This window comes from Promicromonospora sp. MEB111, from assembly GCF_030209445.1.
Classification (GTDB): Bacteria; Actinomycetota; Actinomycetes; order Actinomycetales; family Cellulomonadaceae; genus Promicromonospora.
Window position 1 is genome coordinate 244,628 of record NZ_JARVSD010000014.1, and the last position, 16,106, is coordinate 260,733.

General features: G+C 73.4%; 15 protein-coding genes. 8 read left to right on the forward strand and 7 right to left on the reverse strand.

All coding sequences use genetic code 11. From position 1 onward, the window contains the following. Window positions 1-56: 56 nt before the first annotated feature. Window positions 57-638 carry an ECF RNA polymerase sigma factor SigK gene (gene sigK, locus QRN56_RS18425; RefSeq protein ID WP_285105651.1) on the forward strand — a complete coding sequence of 194 codons (582 nt, stop codon included), beginning with the start codon at window positions 57-59 and terminating at the stop codon, window positions 636-638. Beyond that, the gene (locus QRN56_RS18430; protein ID WP_285105653.1) at window positions 631-1,404 is read left to right on the forward strand and encodes an anti-sigma factor; all 774 of its coding nucleotides are present in this window, start codon (window positions 631-633) and stop codon (window positions 1,402-1,404) included. The genes sigK and QRN56_RS18430 overlap by 8 nt, the downstream gene beginning before the upstream one ends. A gap of 96 nt (window positions 1,405-1,500) precedes the next feature. On the opposite strand, the gene QRN56_RS18435 is transcribed toward QRN56_RS18430, so the two are convergent. Beyond that, on the reverse strand, window positions 1,501-2,184 hold the full coding sequence (locus tag QRN56_RS18435; RefSeq protein ID WP_285105654.1) for a fasciclin domain-containing protein: 684 nt from the start codon (window positions 2,182-2,184) through the stop codon (window positions 1,501-1,503). Window positions 2,185-2,359: 175 nt separating this feature from the next. On the opposite strand from QRN56_RS18435, the gene QRN56_RS18440 reads away from it, so the two are divergent. Beyond that, window positions 2,360-4,102 (forward strand): cytochrome c biogenesis protein CcdA, encoded by a 1,743-nt coding sequence (locus QRN56_RS18440; protein ID WP_285105656.1) that lies wholly within the window; start codon window positions 2,360-2,362, stop codon window positions 4,100-4,102. 47 nt (window positions 4,103-4,149) lie between these two features. Here QRN56_RS18440 and QRN56_RS18445 read toward each other — a convergent pair whose 3' ends face one another. Beyond that, window positions 4,150-4,551 (reverse strand): PaaI family thioesterase, encoded by a 402-nt coding sequence (locus QRN56_RS18445; protein WP_285105658.1) that lies wholly within the window; start codon window positions 4,549-4,551, stop codon window positions 4,150-4,152. 81 nt (window positions 4,552-4,632) lie between these two features. Between QRN56_RS18445 and QRN56_RS18450 the strand changes: the two genes are divergently transcribed. After that, window positions 4,633-5,205, forward strand: a complete 573-nt coding sequence (locus QRN56_RS18450) for a TetR/AcrR family transcriptional regulator (protein WP_285105659.1) — start codon at window positions 4,633-4,635, stop codon at window positions 5,203-5,205. Window positions 5,206-5,209: 4 nt separating this feature from the next. Here QRN56_RS18450 and QRN56_RS18455 read toward each other — a convergent pair whose 3' ends face one another. From QRN56_RS18455 to QRN56_RS18465, 3 genes are all read right to left on the reverse strand, one after another. Continuing rightward, on the reverse strand, window positions 5,210-6,322 hold the full coding sequence (locus QRN56_RS18455) for a DNA alkylation repair protein (RefSeq protein ID WP_285105661.1): 1,113 nt from the start codon (window positions 6,320-6,322) through the stop codon (window positions 5,210-5,212). Between the two features lie 354 nt (window positions 6,323-6,676). Beyond that, complete coding sequence (locus QRN56_RS18460) at window positions 6,677-7,105, reverse strand: organic hydroperoxide resistance protein (RefSeq protein ID WP_285105663.1); 429 nt, start codon at window positions 7,103-7,105, stop codon at window positions 6,677-6,679. 175 nt (window positions 7,106-7,280) lie between these two features. After that, a complete protein-coding gene (locus QRN56_RS18465) occupies window positions 7,281-7,865 on the reverse strand; it encodes a TetR/AcrR family transcriptional regulator (protein WP_285105665.1) in 585 nt (194 codons plus the stop codon). Window positions 7,866-8,099: 234 nt separating this feature from the next. On the opposite strand from QRN56_RS18465, the gene QRN56_RS18470 reads away from it, so the two are divergent. Both QRN56_RS18470 and QRN56_RS18475 read left to right on the forward strand, forming a co-directional pair. Further along, a complete protein-coding gene (locus QRN56_RS18470; protein ID WP_285105666.1) occupies window positions 8,100-9,632 on the forward strand; it encodes a hypothetical protein in 1,533 nt (510 codons plus the stop codon). Between the two features lie 48 nt (window positions 9,633-9,680). Then, the gene (locus tag QRN56_RS18475; RefSeq protein ID WP_285105668.1) at window positions 9,681-11,309 is read left to right on the forward strand and encodes a beta-N-acetylhexosaminidase; all 1,629 of its coding nucleotides are present in this window, start codon (window positions 9,681-9,683) and stop codon (window positions 11,307-11,309) included. Window positions 11,310-11,365: 56 nt separating this feature from the next. Here QRN56_RS18475 and rsmI read toward each other — a convergent pair whose 3' ends face one another. Continuing rightward, window positions 11,366-12,241, reverse strand: coding sequence for a 16S rRNA (cytidine(1402)-2'-O)-methyltransferase (gene rsmI, locus QRN56_RS18480; protein WP_285105669.1), 876 nt, complete (start codon window positions 12,239-12,241; stop codon window positions 11,366-11,368). Window positions 12,242-12,316: 75 nt separating this feature from the next. Between rsmI and QRN56_RS18485 the strand changes: the two genes are divergently transcribed. After that, window positions 12,317-14,047 carry a dolichyl-phosphate-mannose--protein mannosyltransferase gene (locus QRN56_RS18485; RefSeq protein WP_285105671.1) on the forward strand — a complete coding sequence of 577 codons (1,731 nt, stop codon included), beginning with the start codon at window positions 12,317-12,319 and terminating at the stop codon, window positions 14,045-14,047. A 34-nt stretch (window positions 14,048-14,081) separates the two neighbouring features. On the opposite strand, the gene QRN56_RS18490 is transcribed toward QRN56_RS18485, so the two are convergent. Further along, window positions 14,082-14,678 carry an isochorismatase family protein gene (locus tag QRN56_RS18490; protein ID WP_285105674.1) on the reverse strand — a complete coding sequence of 199 codons (597 nt, stop codon included), beginning with the start codon at window positions 14,676-14,678 and terminating at the stop codon, window positions 14,082-14,084. 150 nt (window positions 14,679-14,828) lie between these two features. Between QRN56_RS18490 and QRN56_RS18495 the strand changes: the two genes are divergently transcribed. Continuing rightward, window positions 14,829-16,085: a PQQ-dependent sugar dehydrogenase gene (locus QRN56_RS18495; RefSeq protein ID WP_285105676.1), complete on the forward strand. Its 1,257-nt coding sequence runs from the start codon at window positions 14,829-14,831 to the stop codon at window positions 16,083-16,085. The last annotated feature ends 21 nt before the right edge of the window (window positions 16,086-16,106 follow it).

Below are 16,106 nucleotides of genomic sequence, written 5' to 3' on the forward strand. Positions count from 1 at the left end.
GCGTCGAACCCGGTGTGCAGAGACGATCGGAGGACGTTGTGGGGCAGACTGGTTCGGTGGCCTCACCACCTGTCCGGACCTCGTCGCGGGACACCATCGACGCACTGCTCACGGCGTGCGCCGGGGGCGATCCGGCGTCGTTCACGCCCGTGTACGACGCGCTGGGGCCGGTAGCCTACGGCGCGTCGCTCGGCGTCCTGCGCGACCCCGACCATGCGGCAGAGGTGACCCAGGAGGTGATGGTGGAGGTGTGGCAGACGGCTTCGCGGTTCGACGCCGCGCGCGGCTCCGCCCGCACCTGGGTCGCCACGCTGGCGCGCCGGCGTGCGGTCGACCGCGTGCGGTCGGAGCAGGCGCACCGGGACCGCGACCAGCGGGAGACGGACCTGCGCACCAACGAGTCCGAGCGGGACGTGGTGGTCGAGGACGTCGAACGGCGCCTCGAGGGATCCGCCGTGCGCCGCTGCATCGAGGGGCTCACCCCGACCCAGCGCGAGGCGGTGGTGGTCGCGTACTACGGCGGCCTGACCTATCGCGAGGTCGCCGAGCGGCTCGACAAGGCCCTGCCGACCGTCAAGAGCCGGATCCGCGACGGCCTCAACCGGCTCCGGGACTGCCTGGAGGTGCGTCGTGGCTGACGAGACGACCAGCCCGGGCGGCGTGCCCGGCGACGTCTGGGACCTGCTGCCCGGATACGCCCTCGACGCGCTCGACGACACCGACCGCGAGGCGGTCGAGCGGCTCCTCGCCGCCGACGTCGACGCCCGCCGTGCGCTCGACGAGTACCGCGACGTCGTCGCGTCGTTCGTCGTGGAGGCGGAGCCGCCCGCGGCACTGCGGGCCGGGGTGCTCGCCCAGGTGGCGAGCACGCCGCAGGTCCGGGACCTGACGGTTCCCGCTTCCGCGGACGGTCCGACGCCGGGCGGCGGCGCCGTCGTCGACCTCGCCGCCCGCCGCCGTCGTCGGCGCTGGGGCACCGCGGTGGCCGCGGTCGCCGCCGCGGCCGCGATCGCCGTCCCGACGACGATCGCCGTGCAGGTGACCGCCGAGCGCGACCGGCTGCGCGAGCAGGCCCAGGTGGTCTCGGAGATGCTGGCCGATCCTGACAGCGCGATCCTGCGCGGCGCCGTCGAGGGTGGAGGCGAGGCGTCGGTGCTGGTCGCCGGCGACGACATGCTCTTCCGTGCCGAGGGGCTGCCGGAGCTCGACCCGGACCAGGCGTACCAGCTCTGGGTGGTGGAGGGCGACGGCAGCGTCTCCTCGGCGGGCCTGCTCGCCCTGCACGACGGCCAGGCGACGTCGCTCGTCCGGGGCCGGGAGGGCGTGGGCATGGCCGTGTCGGTCGAGCCGGAGTCGGGCTCCGAGCAGCCGACGTCGGCGCCCGTCGTGGTCCTGGGCGCCTGACCCGGTCCCAGCCGTGCCGATCCGGCCCGTACGTCCGGACACGAGAGAGCGCCCGTCCGGGAGGACGGGCGCTCTCTCGTCGGTACTGCGGGTGGATCACATCGGGGGCATCAGCACCGAGTCGACGAGGTAGACGGTCGCGTTCTGGGTCATGACGCCACCGCAGATCACGTTCGCGTCGTTCACCTTGAGGTCGTCGCCGCTGCCGGTGACCTCGAGGGTGTCGCCCTGCACGGTGGTCTGCTCGCCGACCACCTGGTCGGGCGTGAGCTGGCCGGGCACCACGTGGTACGTGAGGATCGAGGTCAGCAGGTCGCCGTCCGTGGACAGGGTGTCCATGGTCTCGGCGTCGATCGCCTTGAAGGCGTCGTCGACCGGGGCGAACACGGTGAACTCGTCACCGTTGAGGGTGTCGACGAGGTTCACGTCGGGGTTGACCTCACCGCTCACGGCCGAGACGAGGGTCGTCAGCAGCGGGTTGTTGGAGGCAGCCACGGCCACCGGGTCGGTGGACATGCCCGTGACGGAGCCGGGGCCGTCCGGCACCTCCTCGGCGTAGGCGGCACAGCCGGGGCCCACGAGGTTCGCGGCGGGGTCGACCGCGGCGTCGTCCCCGGCGGGGGTCTCCTCCTCCATCGAGTCGGCGGCCTCCTCGGACGCGGACGTGTCCTCCGACCCGGTGTCTCCGCCCGACGAGTCCATGCTGCAGGCCGAGAGGCCGAGCATGGCCAGCGTGGCGATACCGGCGACGGCGTAGGACGTGCGGGTTCGAGCGTTCATCGGTCTCTCCTCGGTGTGGCGTCACCCCGCGTCTCACGGGGCGTCTTGACCGGGGTTCGGAGCCGTCGGCTCCCCGGATGGGGGTCGGGGCGCACGAGTTTTCCCAGGCCTCCGACGTCCTGTCCGTACCTGTCCGGCGACCCATCCGGAACGGGCCGCACACCGAACCGGGCACATGGGAACCCTCATCGTCATCGGCCTTCTCGGTGGCCTGATCACCGGAATCTCGCCGTGCATCCTCCCGATGCTGCCGGCCGTCTTCTTCGCGGGCGGAGTCCAGGGCGCACGCGACCGGACAGGCGGTGAGGGCCGGACGTCCCTGCGGCCCTACCTCGTGATCGCGGGCCTGGTCCTGAGCTTCAGCTTCTTCACGCTGCTCGGCTCCCTGCTGCTGTCCGTGCTCGGCCTGCCGCAGGACCTGCTGCGCTGGGCGGGGATCACGCTGCTGGTGCTGCTGGGCATCGGCATGATCGTGCCCCGGTTCGAGATGGTCCTGGAGCGGCCCTTCCAGCGGGTCGCCGCGTTCGGGGCCAAGCGGGGCGCGGCCCGGCAGGACCGGGGCGCCTTCATCCTCGGCCTCGGCCTCGGCGTGCTCTACGTGCCGTGCGCCGGACCGGTGCTCGCGGCGATCACGGTCGCCGGCGCCACGGGCAACATCGGGGTCGAGACGGTGGCGCTGACCGTGTCGTTCGCCGTCGGCGCGGCGCTCCCGCTGCTCCTGTTCGCCCTGGCCGGACGCCAGATCGCCGAGCGGGTCCAGGCCTTCCAGCGGCACACCAAGGCCATCCGCACCGGAGGCGGCATCGTCGTCATCCTCCTGGCGATCGCGCTGGCGTTCAACGTGCCCGCGGCGATCCAGCGGCTGCTCCCGGACTACACGGGCGCGCTCCAGCAGCGCATCGACTCCTCGGAGACGGTGCGCGAGGCGCTCGACCTCGGCGGACTGGTGACCGACGAGAATCGCGAGCTGTCCAACTGCTCGAACGGCGCGCCCGTCCTGGAGGACTGCGGCACGGCGCCGGAGATCCGAGGTATCGACAGGTGGCTGAACACGCCGGACGGCAAGGCGCTCCAGCTCGAGGCGATGCGCGGCCAGGTGGTGCTCGTCGACTTCTGGACCTACTCGTGCATCAACTGCCAGAGGTCGATCCCGCACATCAGTGCCTGGTACGAGAAGTACGCCGACGTCGGCAAGGGTTTCGAGGTGGTCGGCGTGCACACGCCGGAGTTCGCCTTCGAGCGCGAGACGCGCAACGTGATCGCGGGTGCGAAGGACCTCGGCGTCACCTACCCGATCGCCCAGGACAACTCGTACGCGACCTGGACGGCGTACCGGAACCGGTACTGGCCCGCCCAGTACCTCATCGACGCCGACGGCACCGTGCGGCACATCCGCCTGGGCGAGGGCGGGTACCAGCGCACCGAGAACCTGATCCGCGAGCTGCTCGCCGACGCCAACCCCGGCGTCGAGCTGCCCGGGGCGACCACGGTCCAGGACGCGACCCCGCTCGACGAGATCACGCCCGAGACGTACTTCTCCATCAAGCGCGTCATCAACTACTCGGGCGAGCCCCGGTACGCGGCGGGCCGCCAGGAGTTCACGCTCGCGGCCGAGCAGGAGCAGGACACGTTCTCGCTCGGCGGCACGTGGGACGTCGACTTCGAGGGTGCGGAGGCGGTGTCCGACGACGCCCGCGTGCGCCTCGCGTACCGGTCGGCCGACGTCTTCGTGGTGCTCGGCGGCGAGGGGACCGTCAGGGCGACGGTCACGGCCGACGGCGAGGAACGGACCCGCGACATCGACGTCTCCGGGAACCCGCGGCTCCACCCGATCCTGGAGGGGGACGAGCCGACCGAGGGCCTCGTCGACCTGAGGGTGCCGGACGGCGTGCAGGTCTTCACCATGACGTTCGGCTGACGGCGCCGGCCGTCCGCACACGCTTCGTGCCGTGCGGACGGCAGGGCTCAGGCTGCCGGGTGGACCAGCCGCACGGTCTGGAGCACGTGCACGCACAGCTCGCCGGTCTCGTCGGTCACCCGGACCTCGACGAGCACCTGGCGGCTGCTCGCCCGGACGGGCACGGCCGTGGCGGTGGCCTGCCCCGTCAGGGGGCGCAGGAAGTGCGTGGTCGAGTCGACGGTCGCCGGCAGGGCGCCCGGCCCGCCGTTGACGGACGCGCAGACGGCGGCGACCCCGTCCGCCAGGCCCATGAGGGCCCCGCCGTGCAGGCCGCCGCCGACCGTGGACAGCGGCTGGGAGTACGGCAGCCGTCCGACGACGGCCTCCGGCGTGATCCGGTCGAGCTCGACGCCGAGCGTCCTGACGAACGGTGCTGCGGCGTAGACGTCGTCCGCGGTCGGTGTCATGGGGATTCCTCTCGGTGCACGGTTGTAGAGATCTCTCTCTAGAGACGGGACTCTAACGACGCGCTGCAGTACCGTCAACGCATGGCCCGGCCCACCCACGACACCTCGACGATCCTCGACGCCGCGGGCCGGATCCTCGGCGAGGGCGGGCCGGCGAAGGTCACCATGGCGGCGGTCATCCGCGAGGCGGGCGTACCCAGCGGGTCGCTCTACTACCGGTTCCCGGACCGGCCCGCCCTGCTCGCGGCCCTGTGGAACAGCGCGATCGAGAGCTACCACCGGGACGCGTACCCGCTGTTCGAGGGGGATCCGGTCGAGGCGGCGGCCGCGCTCGCCGCGTACACCGTGCGGTGGTGCCAGGCCGAGCCGGCCCACGCGCACGCGCTTCTCGCGGGCCGCGCACGGTTCGAGGCCGAGGCCTGGCCCGAGGCCGCCCGCGACACCGAGGCGACGGAGAGCGCGCGCTGGAACGACGCGATCCGTGGGCTGACCCGGCGGGTCCGTGCCGAGACCTCGGTCTCGACCACCGAGCTGCTCCTGGTCGTCGTCGATCTGCCCTACGCCGCGGTGCGGCGGTACCTGAGCGCCGGCAAGCCGATCCCGGCGGACCTCGCGGACGTGGTCGCGGGGATCGTCCGGACGTCGCTGCGCTGAGCGCTCAGTCGTTCGGCGGTGCTTCGAGCTCGAACTCCGCCACGTCGGTCGCGACTCCGTTGACCTGGAGCGTCACGGCATGCGGCCCCGGGTAGTAGCGGCGCGTGGTGATCGGCCGGAACGAGTGCTCCCGGCTGAGCTCGACCTGCTCGCCCGGGGCGAGCGTCCGGGTGGTCAGCTTGAACGTCTTCGCCGTCCGCGACCCGTTGGCCTTCCGGTGGTGCACCACGTAGTCGATGGCCAGCCGCGCCTCCTCGGCCCCGACGTTGCGCACCGCGGCCGTGAACCGGACCGCTCCGCCGAAGGGCACGCGGGCGGCGTCGAGCACCGGACCGTCGATCTCCAGCGTCGCGGGGCCGAACCCGAGCAGGCCCAGGGCGTCCGGGTCCCCGCGCTTGACCAGCGTGCGCAGCGCGTGCCGGACGAGGGCCGGCGTCGTGGGCGCGGGGTCCGCGAGCCAGCGGCCGGCCGTCGCGACCACGAGCCGCGGGTGGTCACGGCTGAGGTCGTTGAGGTGGTTGGCCACCGAACGGCGCACGTACTCGCTCTCGTCCCGGTAGAGGGCGTCGAGCACCGGCACCGTCACCCCGGGGCGGGCCAGGATCTCCGGCACCCGGACGGACCAGGGCAGGTACGGGCGGGTGCCCTCGCTGGCCAGGCGGCGCACGTCGACGTCGTCCGACCCGGCCCAGGCCGTGGCCGTGGCGAGGGCGCGGTCCAGGTCGTGCCGCAGCAGGGTCCGCACGGCGAACTCCGCGGTGAGCCGCCCGGTGAGGTCGGCCAGGAGCGCCATCGCGTCGTCGAACGCCGCGTCAGTGCCCTCCTCGACGGCCCGGGACGCGACGGCGCTCGTGACCGGCCAGATCAGCCAGCCACCGAACGGCTCCGCGCCGTCGCGCGCGGCGCGCACCACCGCGGCGAGGTCCGCGTAGGTGCCCGGCAGGTCGGCGAGCAGCGCGTCCCGCAGGAGGTCCGCCCGCTCGCGCAGCGTGAGGTCGGCGAGCCGGCCCGCGGTCGCCGGCAGCGCCCGCAGCGTGGCGTGCGGGGCGGACGCCCGGACCGCGCGGGTCAGGGTCGCGGCGGTGGTGTCGCTGATGAGCTCGTCGGCGAACGGCATGGAACTCCTTGCTCGGGATGTGTCAGACGCTCAGGTCACTATGGTCACCTGAGCGTCTGACACTGCCGTCAAGGTGCGGGCCTACGCTCTGCTCTTTTGTCGCTCGAGCCTGCGGTTCCGCTGCGGGCAGGTGCCTCGTTCCTCGGCCCCTACCCTTCGCTGCACCTCCGGCTCAAGCTCTGCTTGTCGGTCGCCGGAGCCTGCGGTTCCGCTGCGGGCAGGTGCCTCGTTCCTCGGCCCCTACCCTTCGCTGCACCTCCGGCTCAAGCTCTGCTTGTCGGTCGCCGGAGCCTGCGGTTTCGCTGCGGGCAGGTGCCTCGTTCCTCGGCCCCTACCCTTCGCTGCACCTCCGGCTCAAGCGACGGTCGCGTCGACCGTGACCTCGATGTTGCCGCGGGTCGCGTTCGAGTACGGGCAGACCGCGTGCGCGGCCTCGACCAGCCCGTCGGCGGTGGCCTGGTCCACGCCGGAGAGCTCGACGTGCAGCGCGGCGCTCAGGTTGAACGCACCGCCGTCCCCGGGGTGGATGCTCACCTCGGCGACCACGGCGGAGTCGCTGACCGTGACCTTCTTCGCGGCGGCGACGGCCTTGAGCGCGCTGTGGAAGCACGAGGCCCAGCCCGCGGCGAACAGCTGCTCGGGGTTGGTGGCGCCGCCCGGGCCGCCCATGTCGGCGGGGATCGCCAGCTTGAGGTCCAGCAGGCCGTCGTCGCTCACCGCGCGGCCTCCCGCGCGGCCGTCGCCGGTGGACGTCGCGACGGCGGTGTAGATGCTGTCAGCCATGGGATGCGCTCCTTCTCGAGGCCGGGAACCGACCGTTCCGACCATGTAGACGAACTAGTACGTCTACATTAGCACCCGAACCGGCCGGCACAAGCAACCGACGACGAGAGCCCGCCGCCACGGTGAGGTGGCGACGGGCTCTCGTCGGGTCCGGGCGGATCCGGAGCGGGTGCGGCTACACGCGCGAACCGGCGGCCTGACCTGCGTCGATGACGGCGAAGATCGCGCGCTCCAGGGCGCTGCCGACGCGGGCGGGGTCGTCCAGGTAGCCCGACAGCATGGCGCCGTCGCGCAGCATCATCAGCTCGTCGGCCGCCTGCTCGGCGTCGGCCACGCCCAGCCCGGCGGCCATCGCGGCGAAGGTCTGCCGGTACCAGGTGCGGTGCTCGGCCACCACCTTGCGGACCTCGCTGCCGGGCTCGGCGTACTCGGCCGCCGCGTTGATGAACGAGCAGCCCCGGAAGCCGGGCTTGCAGGCCTCGGTGCCGACGCTCGCGGCGAACCGGCGGAGCGCCTCGGCGTCACCGGCGGACGCGCGCAGCCCGTCGAGCGCGCCGCGCTCCCAGGCCGCCTGCCGCTCCAGGTAGGCCACGACCAGGGTGTCCTTGGTCCGGAAGTGGCGGTAGAACGTGACCTTGGTGATCCCGGCGCGCTCGATGATCTTGTCCGCGCTGACCGCCCGGATCCCGTGGGCGTAGAACAGCTCGGTGGCCGCGTCGAGGATGCGGTCCCGGGTGGATGGGGCCGACGTCGTGCTCATGTGCGCACCTGCCTTCGTACTCGTTCCGACGATCTGAGGAGAAGAGTCTACCCGGAGGTGTACTGACGGGTTCGTCTACCTCGGTCGGCCCACACCCCGTGGTTTCACTTCGCCGCCCGGTGGGGGAGAATGGCACCCGTGGTTATCCGGAACGCCCGATTCGTCCCGCACCACCGACCTGCGTCCGCCGCGGCTCTGCTCGCGGTCGGCGCCCTTCTCCTGGCCGGTTGTACCGTGCCGACGGCTGAGGGCGATGACGGCAAGACGGGGGAGAAGTTCCAGGTCAGGGACCCCTCCGGGCCGGCCCTGGTGCTCGACTCGACCGACCCCGCCGAGCTGGCCCTGACGGCGAGCCAGGCCTTCTTCCACGCCTCCCCGATCGCGGTCATCGCCTCGGCTGACGACGTCGACGCGCGCGCGACCGCCGCGGCCACCGGCGCCGCCGTCACCGCGCCGGTCCTGCTGACCGACGGTGGCGTCTCGGACACCAACGTCGTGGCCGAGCTCGAACGGCTCGGGGCGGACACGGTCGTCGTCGTCGGCGACGAGCAGGCCGTCGCGGACGTGGGGCCGGCCGCGGGCAAGGCCGACGTGGTCCGCTTCGACCCGGGCGCGCTGAGCGCGGCCGCGGAGGCCGCGGCCTCCGCGGGGAAGGGCGACGCGGGGAAGGGCGACGCGGACAAGCAGGACGACGCCAAGGTCGAGCTGCCGACCGCCGACCGCCTGCACGCGGCAGACCTGGACGGGCTGCGCGCGAAGATCCCCGACGTCACCGACCCGGAGCTGCTGCAGGAGATCCTCGTCGCCGTCGACCCGAAGCCGGGGCAGGAGGCCGCCATCGGTACCGCCCTGGCGGCCGGCGCCGTGCCGGTCGAGGTGCCCGGCGGCGACGTCGCGGCACACGCGGGCACCGTCGAGACCATCCGTGCCCTCAAGCCGCTCGGCGTGGTCGGGATCGGCGCCGAGTTCGGCGCCGCGGAGGACCTGGGCTGGCAGGTCGCCGTGGCGACGTCGGGCGCGACGCTGCCGGACGGATCGCTGCAGCTCTTCCCGGGCCGCTACATCTCGACGTCGTACACCGTGCCGGCCGGCATCGCGGACCCGGCGGCGGACGCCGTCCGCGCCGTGAACGCGGCCGCCACGAACGGCGAGGTGCTGGGCGGTTCGCCCCTGGTGACCGTCACGGCGAGCGTGCGGTCGAGCGCGCCGGGCGAGGACGGCGACTACGTGGACGAGCAGCCGCTGGAGCTGCTCACGCCCGCGGTCGAGGCGATCCGTGACGCCGGGCAGATCGTGCTGCTCGACGTCGCGCCCGGCGTCCAGCCGCTCGCGGCGCAGCTCGACGACCTCGAACCGCTGCTGACGCGACCGGGTGTCGGCCTGTCCGTGCACCCCGAGTTCCGCGTCGCGGGCAACGGCGCGGAGTCGGGGTCCGTCCCCGTGGCGGAGCTCCAGGAGGTCGTGGACCGGCTCGCCAGGATCGCCACCGCGCAGGGGCTGCCGCAGATCATGCTGGAGGTGCACCAGTCCACCGCGACATCCGTCGTGGACCGGGCGGCCCTGCGGATCCCGTCGCAGGTCGCGGTGGTCTTCACCGCGGCGGGCCCGGCCGCGGGCCAGGCGACGGCCGGCGGCGTCTGGGCCGACGTCGCGAACGACCTGCCCGCCCACGCGGTGCTCGGCTGGTCCGCGCCGAGCGAGGTGCCCGCCGACGCGACGAGCATCCTGCCCACCGAACCGCTCCTGGGCCTGGTCTCCGCCGGCTGAACCTGCGAAACTGCGGGCATCCATCGGAGCGAAGGGGCCCTAACAATCGTGACCACCGTGAGCAGCGGCGCGGCCGTCGTCGCCGACGCCGTCATCCCCGTACCTGTCGAGCTCGTAGCGGGCGAGGGGGTGCTGGACCTCAGGTCCGTCACCGTGCACGCGCCCGACGCCGTGACCGAGCGCCTCGCGGGTGAGCTGCTCACGAGCGCGGGCGCCTCGGTCGTGGCGGACGGCGCCACGGCTGTCACGCTGACCGTCGACCCCGCCGCGGGTCCCGAGGGATCGCGGAACTCCGAGCGCTACACGCTCACGGTGACCGCCGAGGGCGTGTCCGTCGCGGCTCCCGAGCGCTCCGGCCTGCTGCACGGCGTCCGGACCCTGCGGCAGCTTGCCAACGCGGGCCGGTTCGGCGCGGACGGCGACGGCGGGGCGACGGACGTGCCGCTCGAGGTGCGCGCCGTCGTCGTGCGGGACGAGCCGCGGTTCGGCTGGCGCGGGCTGTCGTTCGACGTGGTGCGGCACTGGTTCGGGCCCGCGGACCTGCGGGCGGTCGTGGACCTCGTGGGCTCGTACAAGATGAACCGGCTGCACCTGCACCTGTCCGACGACCAGGGCTGGCGGCTGGAGATCCCGTCCCGCCCCGCGCTCACGGAGAAGTCGTCGCAGGGCGCCGTGTCGGGCGCGACCGGCGGGTTCCTCACCGCCGACGAGTACCGCGAGCTGCAGGAGTACGCGGCCGAGCGGGAGATCGTGATCGTCCCGGAGATCGACGTCCCCGGGCACGTCAACGCGGCGACCCACGCCTACGGTGAGCTCACGCCGTCGGGCGAGGCCACCGACGCCTACGACGGGATCGAGGTGGGCTTCTCGAAGCTGCACTTCGACCTGCCCACCACCGAACCGTTCCTGCGGGACGTGTTCACCGATGTCGCGCGCATGACGCTGGGGCCGTGGGTGCACTTCGGCGGCGACGAGGTGCTGGTGATGCAGCCCGAGGAGTTCGGCCGGTTCGTGGTGCTGTGCCAGGAGATCATCGCGGGCGCGGGCAAGGTCCCGGTGGCCTGGCAGGAGGCGGCCGGCTCGGCGCACGGCGACCAGGCGGCCGTGGCGGCGCTGGCCGGGGCAGAGGCCGGCTCGGGTCCTGGCTCCGGTTCCGGTTCCGACGCCGACGACGACGCCCCGGCGGGCCACGCCGGCACTCCCGGCGGCGAGGCGCCCGTCCTGGTGGAGCCTGGCACGGTGCTGCAGTACTGGGACACCCGGCCCGACCCGGCGCCGTTCCTGCGCGCCGCGCAGGCCGGCGCGAGGTTCGTGATGTCGCCGGCCGACCGGGCCTACCTCGACATGAAGTACACGCCGGAGCACCCGCTGGGCCAGCAGTGGGCCGCGTTCGTCGAGCTGCACGACTCCTACGACTGGGACCCGGCGGCCCTCATCGAGGGGCTGCCCGAGTCGGCGATCGAGGGGGTGTCGGCCGCGGTCTGGACCGAGACCCTGCTGAACCGCGACCACCTGTTCTCGATGCTGCTGCCCCGGCTCGCGGCGGTGGCCGAGGCCGCCTGGTCGCAGCCCGGCGCCAAGGACTGGGAGTCGTTCCGCCGGCGGATCGCCGTCGAGGCGGGTGCCTGGCGGCGCGACGGCGCCAGCTACCACCCCACGCCCCAGATCGACTGGTAGTCCCCGCACGTGTCAGACGTACAGGTCACCCGGGTGACCTGTACGTCTGACAGGTCCTACTTGGCGGGGCGCGCCGCCAGGGCCGCGGCGTACAGGTCGCGCTTGGCAACGCCCGCGGCGTCGGCCACCTCCGCGACCACGGCCTTGAGCCGCTCGCCGGAGGCGACCCGTTCGAGGACCTCGCCCACGACGTCGTCCACGCTCGCCTGCACGGCCGGAGCCCCGCCGACCACCACGCAGATCTCGCCACGGAGCTGCTCGGCCGCGGCGCGCTCCGCGAGGTCCGCGAGAGGGCCGCGCAGCACCTCCTCGTACGTCTTGGTCAGCTCGCGCGCGACGGCGGCCGGGCGGGTGTCGCCGAACGCCGCGGCCATGGCGCCCAGCGTCTCGGCGATCCGGTGCGGCGCCTCGAAGAACACCATGGTGCGCGGCTCGGTGGTCAGCGCGCCGAGCGTCCGGGAGCGGTCGCCGGCCTTGCGCGGCAGGAAGCCCTCGAACGTGAACCGGTCGGTCGGCAGGCCGGAGAGCGCCAGCGCGGTCAGCACCGCGCTCGGCCCGGGTGCGGCCGTGACCCGCAGGTCGCGCTCGATCGCCCGCTCCACGACGCGGTACCCCGGGTCGGAGACCGACGGCATGCCGGCGTCGGTCACGACCACCACGGTGCCGCCCTCGGCGACGACGTCGAGGAGCTCGTCCGCGCGGGCCGTCTCGTTGTGCTCGTGGTAGCTGGTCACCTTGCCGCGCACCTCGACCCCGAGCCGTCCGGCGAGGGCGTGCAGGCGGCGTGTGTCCTCGGCGGCCACCACGTCGGCGTCGGCCAGCAGGCGGACTAGCCGGGGCGAGGCGTCCTCCGCGTTGCCGATGGGGGTGGCTGCCAGGACGAGAGTGCCGGCCTCGGGCGCGGGCCCGGGAACCGGGGACGAGTCGGTCATGAACCACACTGTCCCACGCTCTATGCTGGCCCGGTGTCTCAGCAGCCTGAAGCCACCGGAGCGCATCACGCCGCAGTGCAGCAGGCTCTGCCTGGAACCTACGGGGCGCACGTGCGCCGCGAGGCGGTGGGCGCCCGGATGACGCCGACGGGATCGTTCCCCGCCGTCGCCCCGGCCGAGCCGCCGGTGCGCGACCGTCTCCTGCGTGACCTGCTGGGCGAGCGCCGCCTCGCGCTCGGCCGCCGCGCCTCGGACCGGTTCTGGGGCATCTTCGGCGCGCTGGTCGTGACGGCGCTCGCCGCCGGTGCGCGGCTGTACGCGCTGGGCCGCCCGGGCAAGCTGGTCTTCGACGAGACGTACTACGTCAAGGAGGGCTGGTCGCTGGCCAGCCTCGGCTTCGAGGCCGCGTGGCCCGACAAGCCCAACCCCGCGTTCGAGGCGGGCGACGTCAGCTCGTACAAGACCGACGAGGCCGAGTACGTGGTCCACCCGCCCGTCGGCAAGTGGATGATCGCCATCGGCATGCGCCTCATGGGCGGCGCGACCGACCCGATGGCCTGGCGCATCGCGAGTGCCGTGATCGGCGTGGTCGCCGTGTTCCTCATGGTGCGGATCGCGCGCCGCCTGTTCTCGTCCACGCTGCTCGGCCTGGTCGCGGGCCTGCTGCTCGCGGTCGACGGCGAGGCGATCGTGCACTCGCGCACCGGCCTGCTGGACCAGTTCCTCATGTTCTGGGTGCTCGTCGCGTTCGGCTGCCTGGTGATGGACCGCGAGTGGGCCAGACGCAGGCTCGCGGACCGGGTGGCGCAGATCGTCGAGGCGGGCGGGGCGATCGGCCGGTACGGGCCACGGCTCGGGTTCCGGTGGTGGCGGCTCGCGGCGGCCGTGTCGCTGGGTCTGGCCTGCGGCGTGAAGTGGTCGGGTCTGTACTTCGTCGCGGCGTTCGGCCTGCTCACCGTGGTCTGGGACCTCACGGCCCGCCGCACGGCGGGCATCGGGCGGTGGTGGGAGGACGCCCTGGTGGTCGACGCCGTCCCGGCCGCCCTGGTCATGCTGCCCACCGTGGTCGCGGTGTACGTCGCGTCGTGGTCGGCCTGGTTCGCGCACCCGAAGTCGTACCTGCGCGACTGGGCGGTGGTGAACGGCGTGACGCCGCCGGGCTGGTGGCCGGACTGGGGCTGGGCGCAGGGCGCCTGGGAGGCCGGCCGGTCGCTGTGGGAGTACCACCACATGATGTGGGACTTCCACACCAACCTGGACTCGGACCACAACTACGCGTCGCACCCGCTGGGCTGGATCGTGCAGTGGCGGCCGACGTCGTTCTTCTGGGAGAAGTTCGCCCCCGGCCAGGGCCCCTGCCCGGCAGACTCGGTGGGCGACTGCGCCACCGCCGTGACGTCGCTCGGCAACCCGCTGCTGTGGTGGCTGGGCGCCCTCGCGATCCCGGTGGTCCTGGTGCTCGTGATCAGGTACCGGGACTGGCGCGGCACCGCCGCCCTCGCGGGCATCGCCGCGGGCTGGCTGCCGTGGTTCCTCTACTCGTGGCCGCTCGCGGACCGCACCATCTTCACGTTCTACTCGATCGTGTTCACGCCGTTCGTGATCCTCACGCTCGTCTACGTGCTGGCGGTCGGGCTCGAACGGACGCCGCGCAGGAGCGCCGACCGGCGGATCGTGTGCTGGCTGGCCGCCGCGCTGGTGGTGCTGATCGTGGGCGTGAGCGTGCTCTACTACCCGATCTGGACTGCGATGCCGGTGCCGTACGAGTACTGGCAGCGGCTGATGCTGCTCCCGAGCTGGATCTAGCCGGGGCCGGCTTCGGCCCGGTGCCGGGGCGGCGTCAGAGGGCCGAGGAGTCGCGGAGGTCCACGCCGGCGGCCGTCAGCTCCTTCTCGGCGGCCTCGCCCTGCTCCGGCGAGACCGGGATCGTCAGGTCGGTCAGCACCCGGGCGTGCAGGCCCGCGCGGCGGGCGTCGAGCGCCGTGTGCTTCACGCAGTGCGACTGCACGAGTCCCACGACGTCGACGGCGGTCACCCCGGCCTCGGACAGGACCGTGGCGAGGCTGCGGCCGTGCTCGTCCGCGCCGTCGAAGCCGGAGTACCCGTGCGAGTACTGGCCCTTCAGCAGCTTGGCGTCCGGGGCGAGGTCGGCCAGCGCGGGGTGCAGCTCGGCGTTCGGCGAGCCGGCGACGCCGTGCGGCGGCCACGAGTCGACGAAGTCCGGGGTGTCGCTGAAGTGCTCGCCCGGGTCGATGTGCCAGTCCTGCGTGGTCACCACGGTGGTGTACCGGTCCCGGTGGGCGGCGGCGTAGGCGGCGACGCGGTGCGCGATCTCGTTCGCGCCCTCCGTGGCGAGCTCACCCCCCTCGCAGAACGTGGGCTGCACGTCGACGACGATGAGGGCCCGCAGCTCGGGCGAGGACTCGGCAAGGCTCATGAACCTCACTCTTCCACTCCGCTGGTTGCCGAGGTAGCCCGTGGTGATCGGTAGTTCGTCACATGATCGGCACCCCGGAACGCCGATCACCCGACGAACCGCCGATCGCCACGCCGCACCCCGTCGCGGGCGGGGTGCTTGGATGGGGGAGTGGACACTGACGCCGGGGTGCGCCGGCACCTGCTGACCTTGGTTCTGCCCGCGTTCGTGCTGGTCGCGGGGGTGAGCGGGTGCAGCGGGTCGGCCGAGCCCGGCGTCGTGTCGCCGAGCCCGTCCGCGTCGGAGAGCACGTCGTCAGGCACGGCTGCGCCGTCAGGCACGGATCCCTCGAACGGTGCGGATCCCTGGGACGGCGAGGTGACGGCCGAGGCCGAGGTGGTGGCCCAGGAGCTCCCGGTCCCGTGGGGCATCGCCCCGCTGCCCGGCGGGCGGTTCCTGGTCACGACGCGGGACGACGCGGCGCTCGCCGTGGTGCACCCGAACGGCGACGTCGAGCCGCTCGACGCGTCCGGCGGCGCCCAGGAGCTGGCCGACCAGACGATGCCCGGGGGCGAGGGCGGTCTGCTCGGCGTCGCCGTCGACCCGGAGGACACCGGGCCGACGTTCACCGTCTTCCTGTACCGCACGGGCGCCGAGGACAACGCCGTGCTGCGCGCCGAGCTCGACCTGGACGGCGTGACGCTGCGCGACGTCACCACGATCCTCGACGGCATCCCGAGCGCCTCCAACCACAACGGCGGGCGGATCGCGCTCGGCCCGGACGGGTACCTGTACGTCGCGACGGGCGACGCCGGGAACCCCGCGAACGCGCAGGACCCGGAGTCGCTGGGCGGCAAGATCCTGCGGATCACGGCCGACGGCGAACCCGCGCCGGGCAACCCTGACCCCGGCTCGCCGGTGTGGTCGCTGGGGCACCGCAACGTGCAGGGCCTGGGCTGGGACGCGAGCGGCCGGATGTTCGCGAGCGAGTTCGGGCAGGACCGCCTGGACGAGCTGAACGTGATCGAGGCGGGCGGCAACTACGGCTGGCCCGACGTCGAGGGTCCGGGGGAACGCGCCGGGTTCGTCGACCCGGTGGCCTGGTGGCCGACGTCGGAGGCGTCGCCGTCGGGTATCGCCGTCACCGACGAGGCCGTGTACCTGGCGGCGCTGCGCGGGGAGCGGCTGTGGCGCGTGCCGCTGCTCGGCACGGCGCAGGACGTCGCCGGCGGCGAGAGCCCGGGTTTCGGGGAGCCGCAGGAGCTGCTGGCCCGGGAGTACGGGCGGCTGCGCGCGGTCCAGACCGGGAACGACGGCGAGCTGTACGTGCTGACCGGCAACACGGACGGCCGCGGCGAACCCGCGACCGAGGACGGCCGGCCGGTCGACGACCGGCTGCTGCGGGTCACGCTGACACCTGGCGGGTGAGGAAGCCCGGGGACGACCGGC

Excerpts from the sequence above, each read along its gene's own strand:
- QRN56_RS18435 (WP_285105654.1), bottom strand. The coding sequence starts at position 2,184 with ATGAACGCTCGAACCCGCACGTCCTACGCCGTCGCCGGTATCGCCACG.
- QRN56_RS18440 (WP_285105656.1), top strand. The coding sequence starts at position 2,360 with ATGGGAACCCTCATCGTCATCGGCCTTCTCGGTGGCCTGATCACCGGA.
- QRN56_RS18445 (WP_285105658.1), bottom strand. The coding sequence starts at position 4,551 with ATGACACCGACCGCGGACGACGTCTACGCCGCAGCACCGTTCGTCAGG.
- QRN56_RS18450 (WP_285105659.1), top strand. The coding sequence starts at position 4,633 with ATGGCCCGGCCCACCCACGACACCTCGACGATCCTCGACGCCGCGGGC.
- QRN56_RS18455 (WP_285105661.1), bottom strand. The coding sequence starts at position 6,322 with ATGCCGTTCGCCGACGAGCTCATCAGCGACACCACCGCCGCGACCCTG.
- QRN56_RS18460 (WP_285105663.1), bottom strand. The coding sequence starts at position 7,105 with ATGGCTGACAGCATCTACACCGCCGTCGCGACGTCCACCGGCGACGGC.
- QRN56_RS18465 (WP_285105665.1), bottom strand. The coding sequence starts at position 7,865 with ATGAGCACGACGTCGGCCCCATCCACCCGGGACCGCATCCTCGACGCG.
- rsmI (WP_285105669.1), bottom strand. The coding sequence starts at position 12,241 with ATGACCGACTCGTCCCCGGTTCCCGGGCCCGCGCCCGAGGCCGGCACT.
- QRN56_RS18490 (WP_285105674.1), bottom strand. The coding sequence starts at position 14,678 with ATGAGCCTTGCCGAGTCCTCGCCCGAGCTGCGGGCCCTCATCGTCGTC.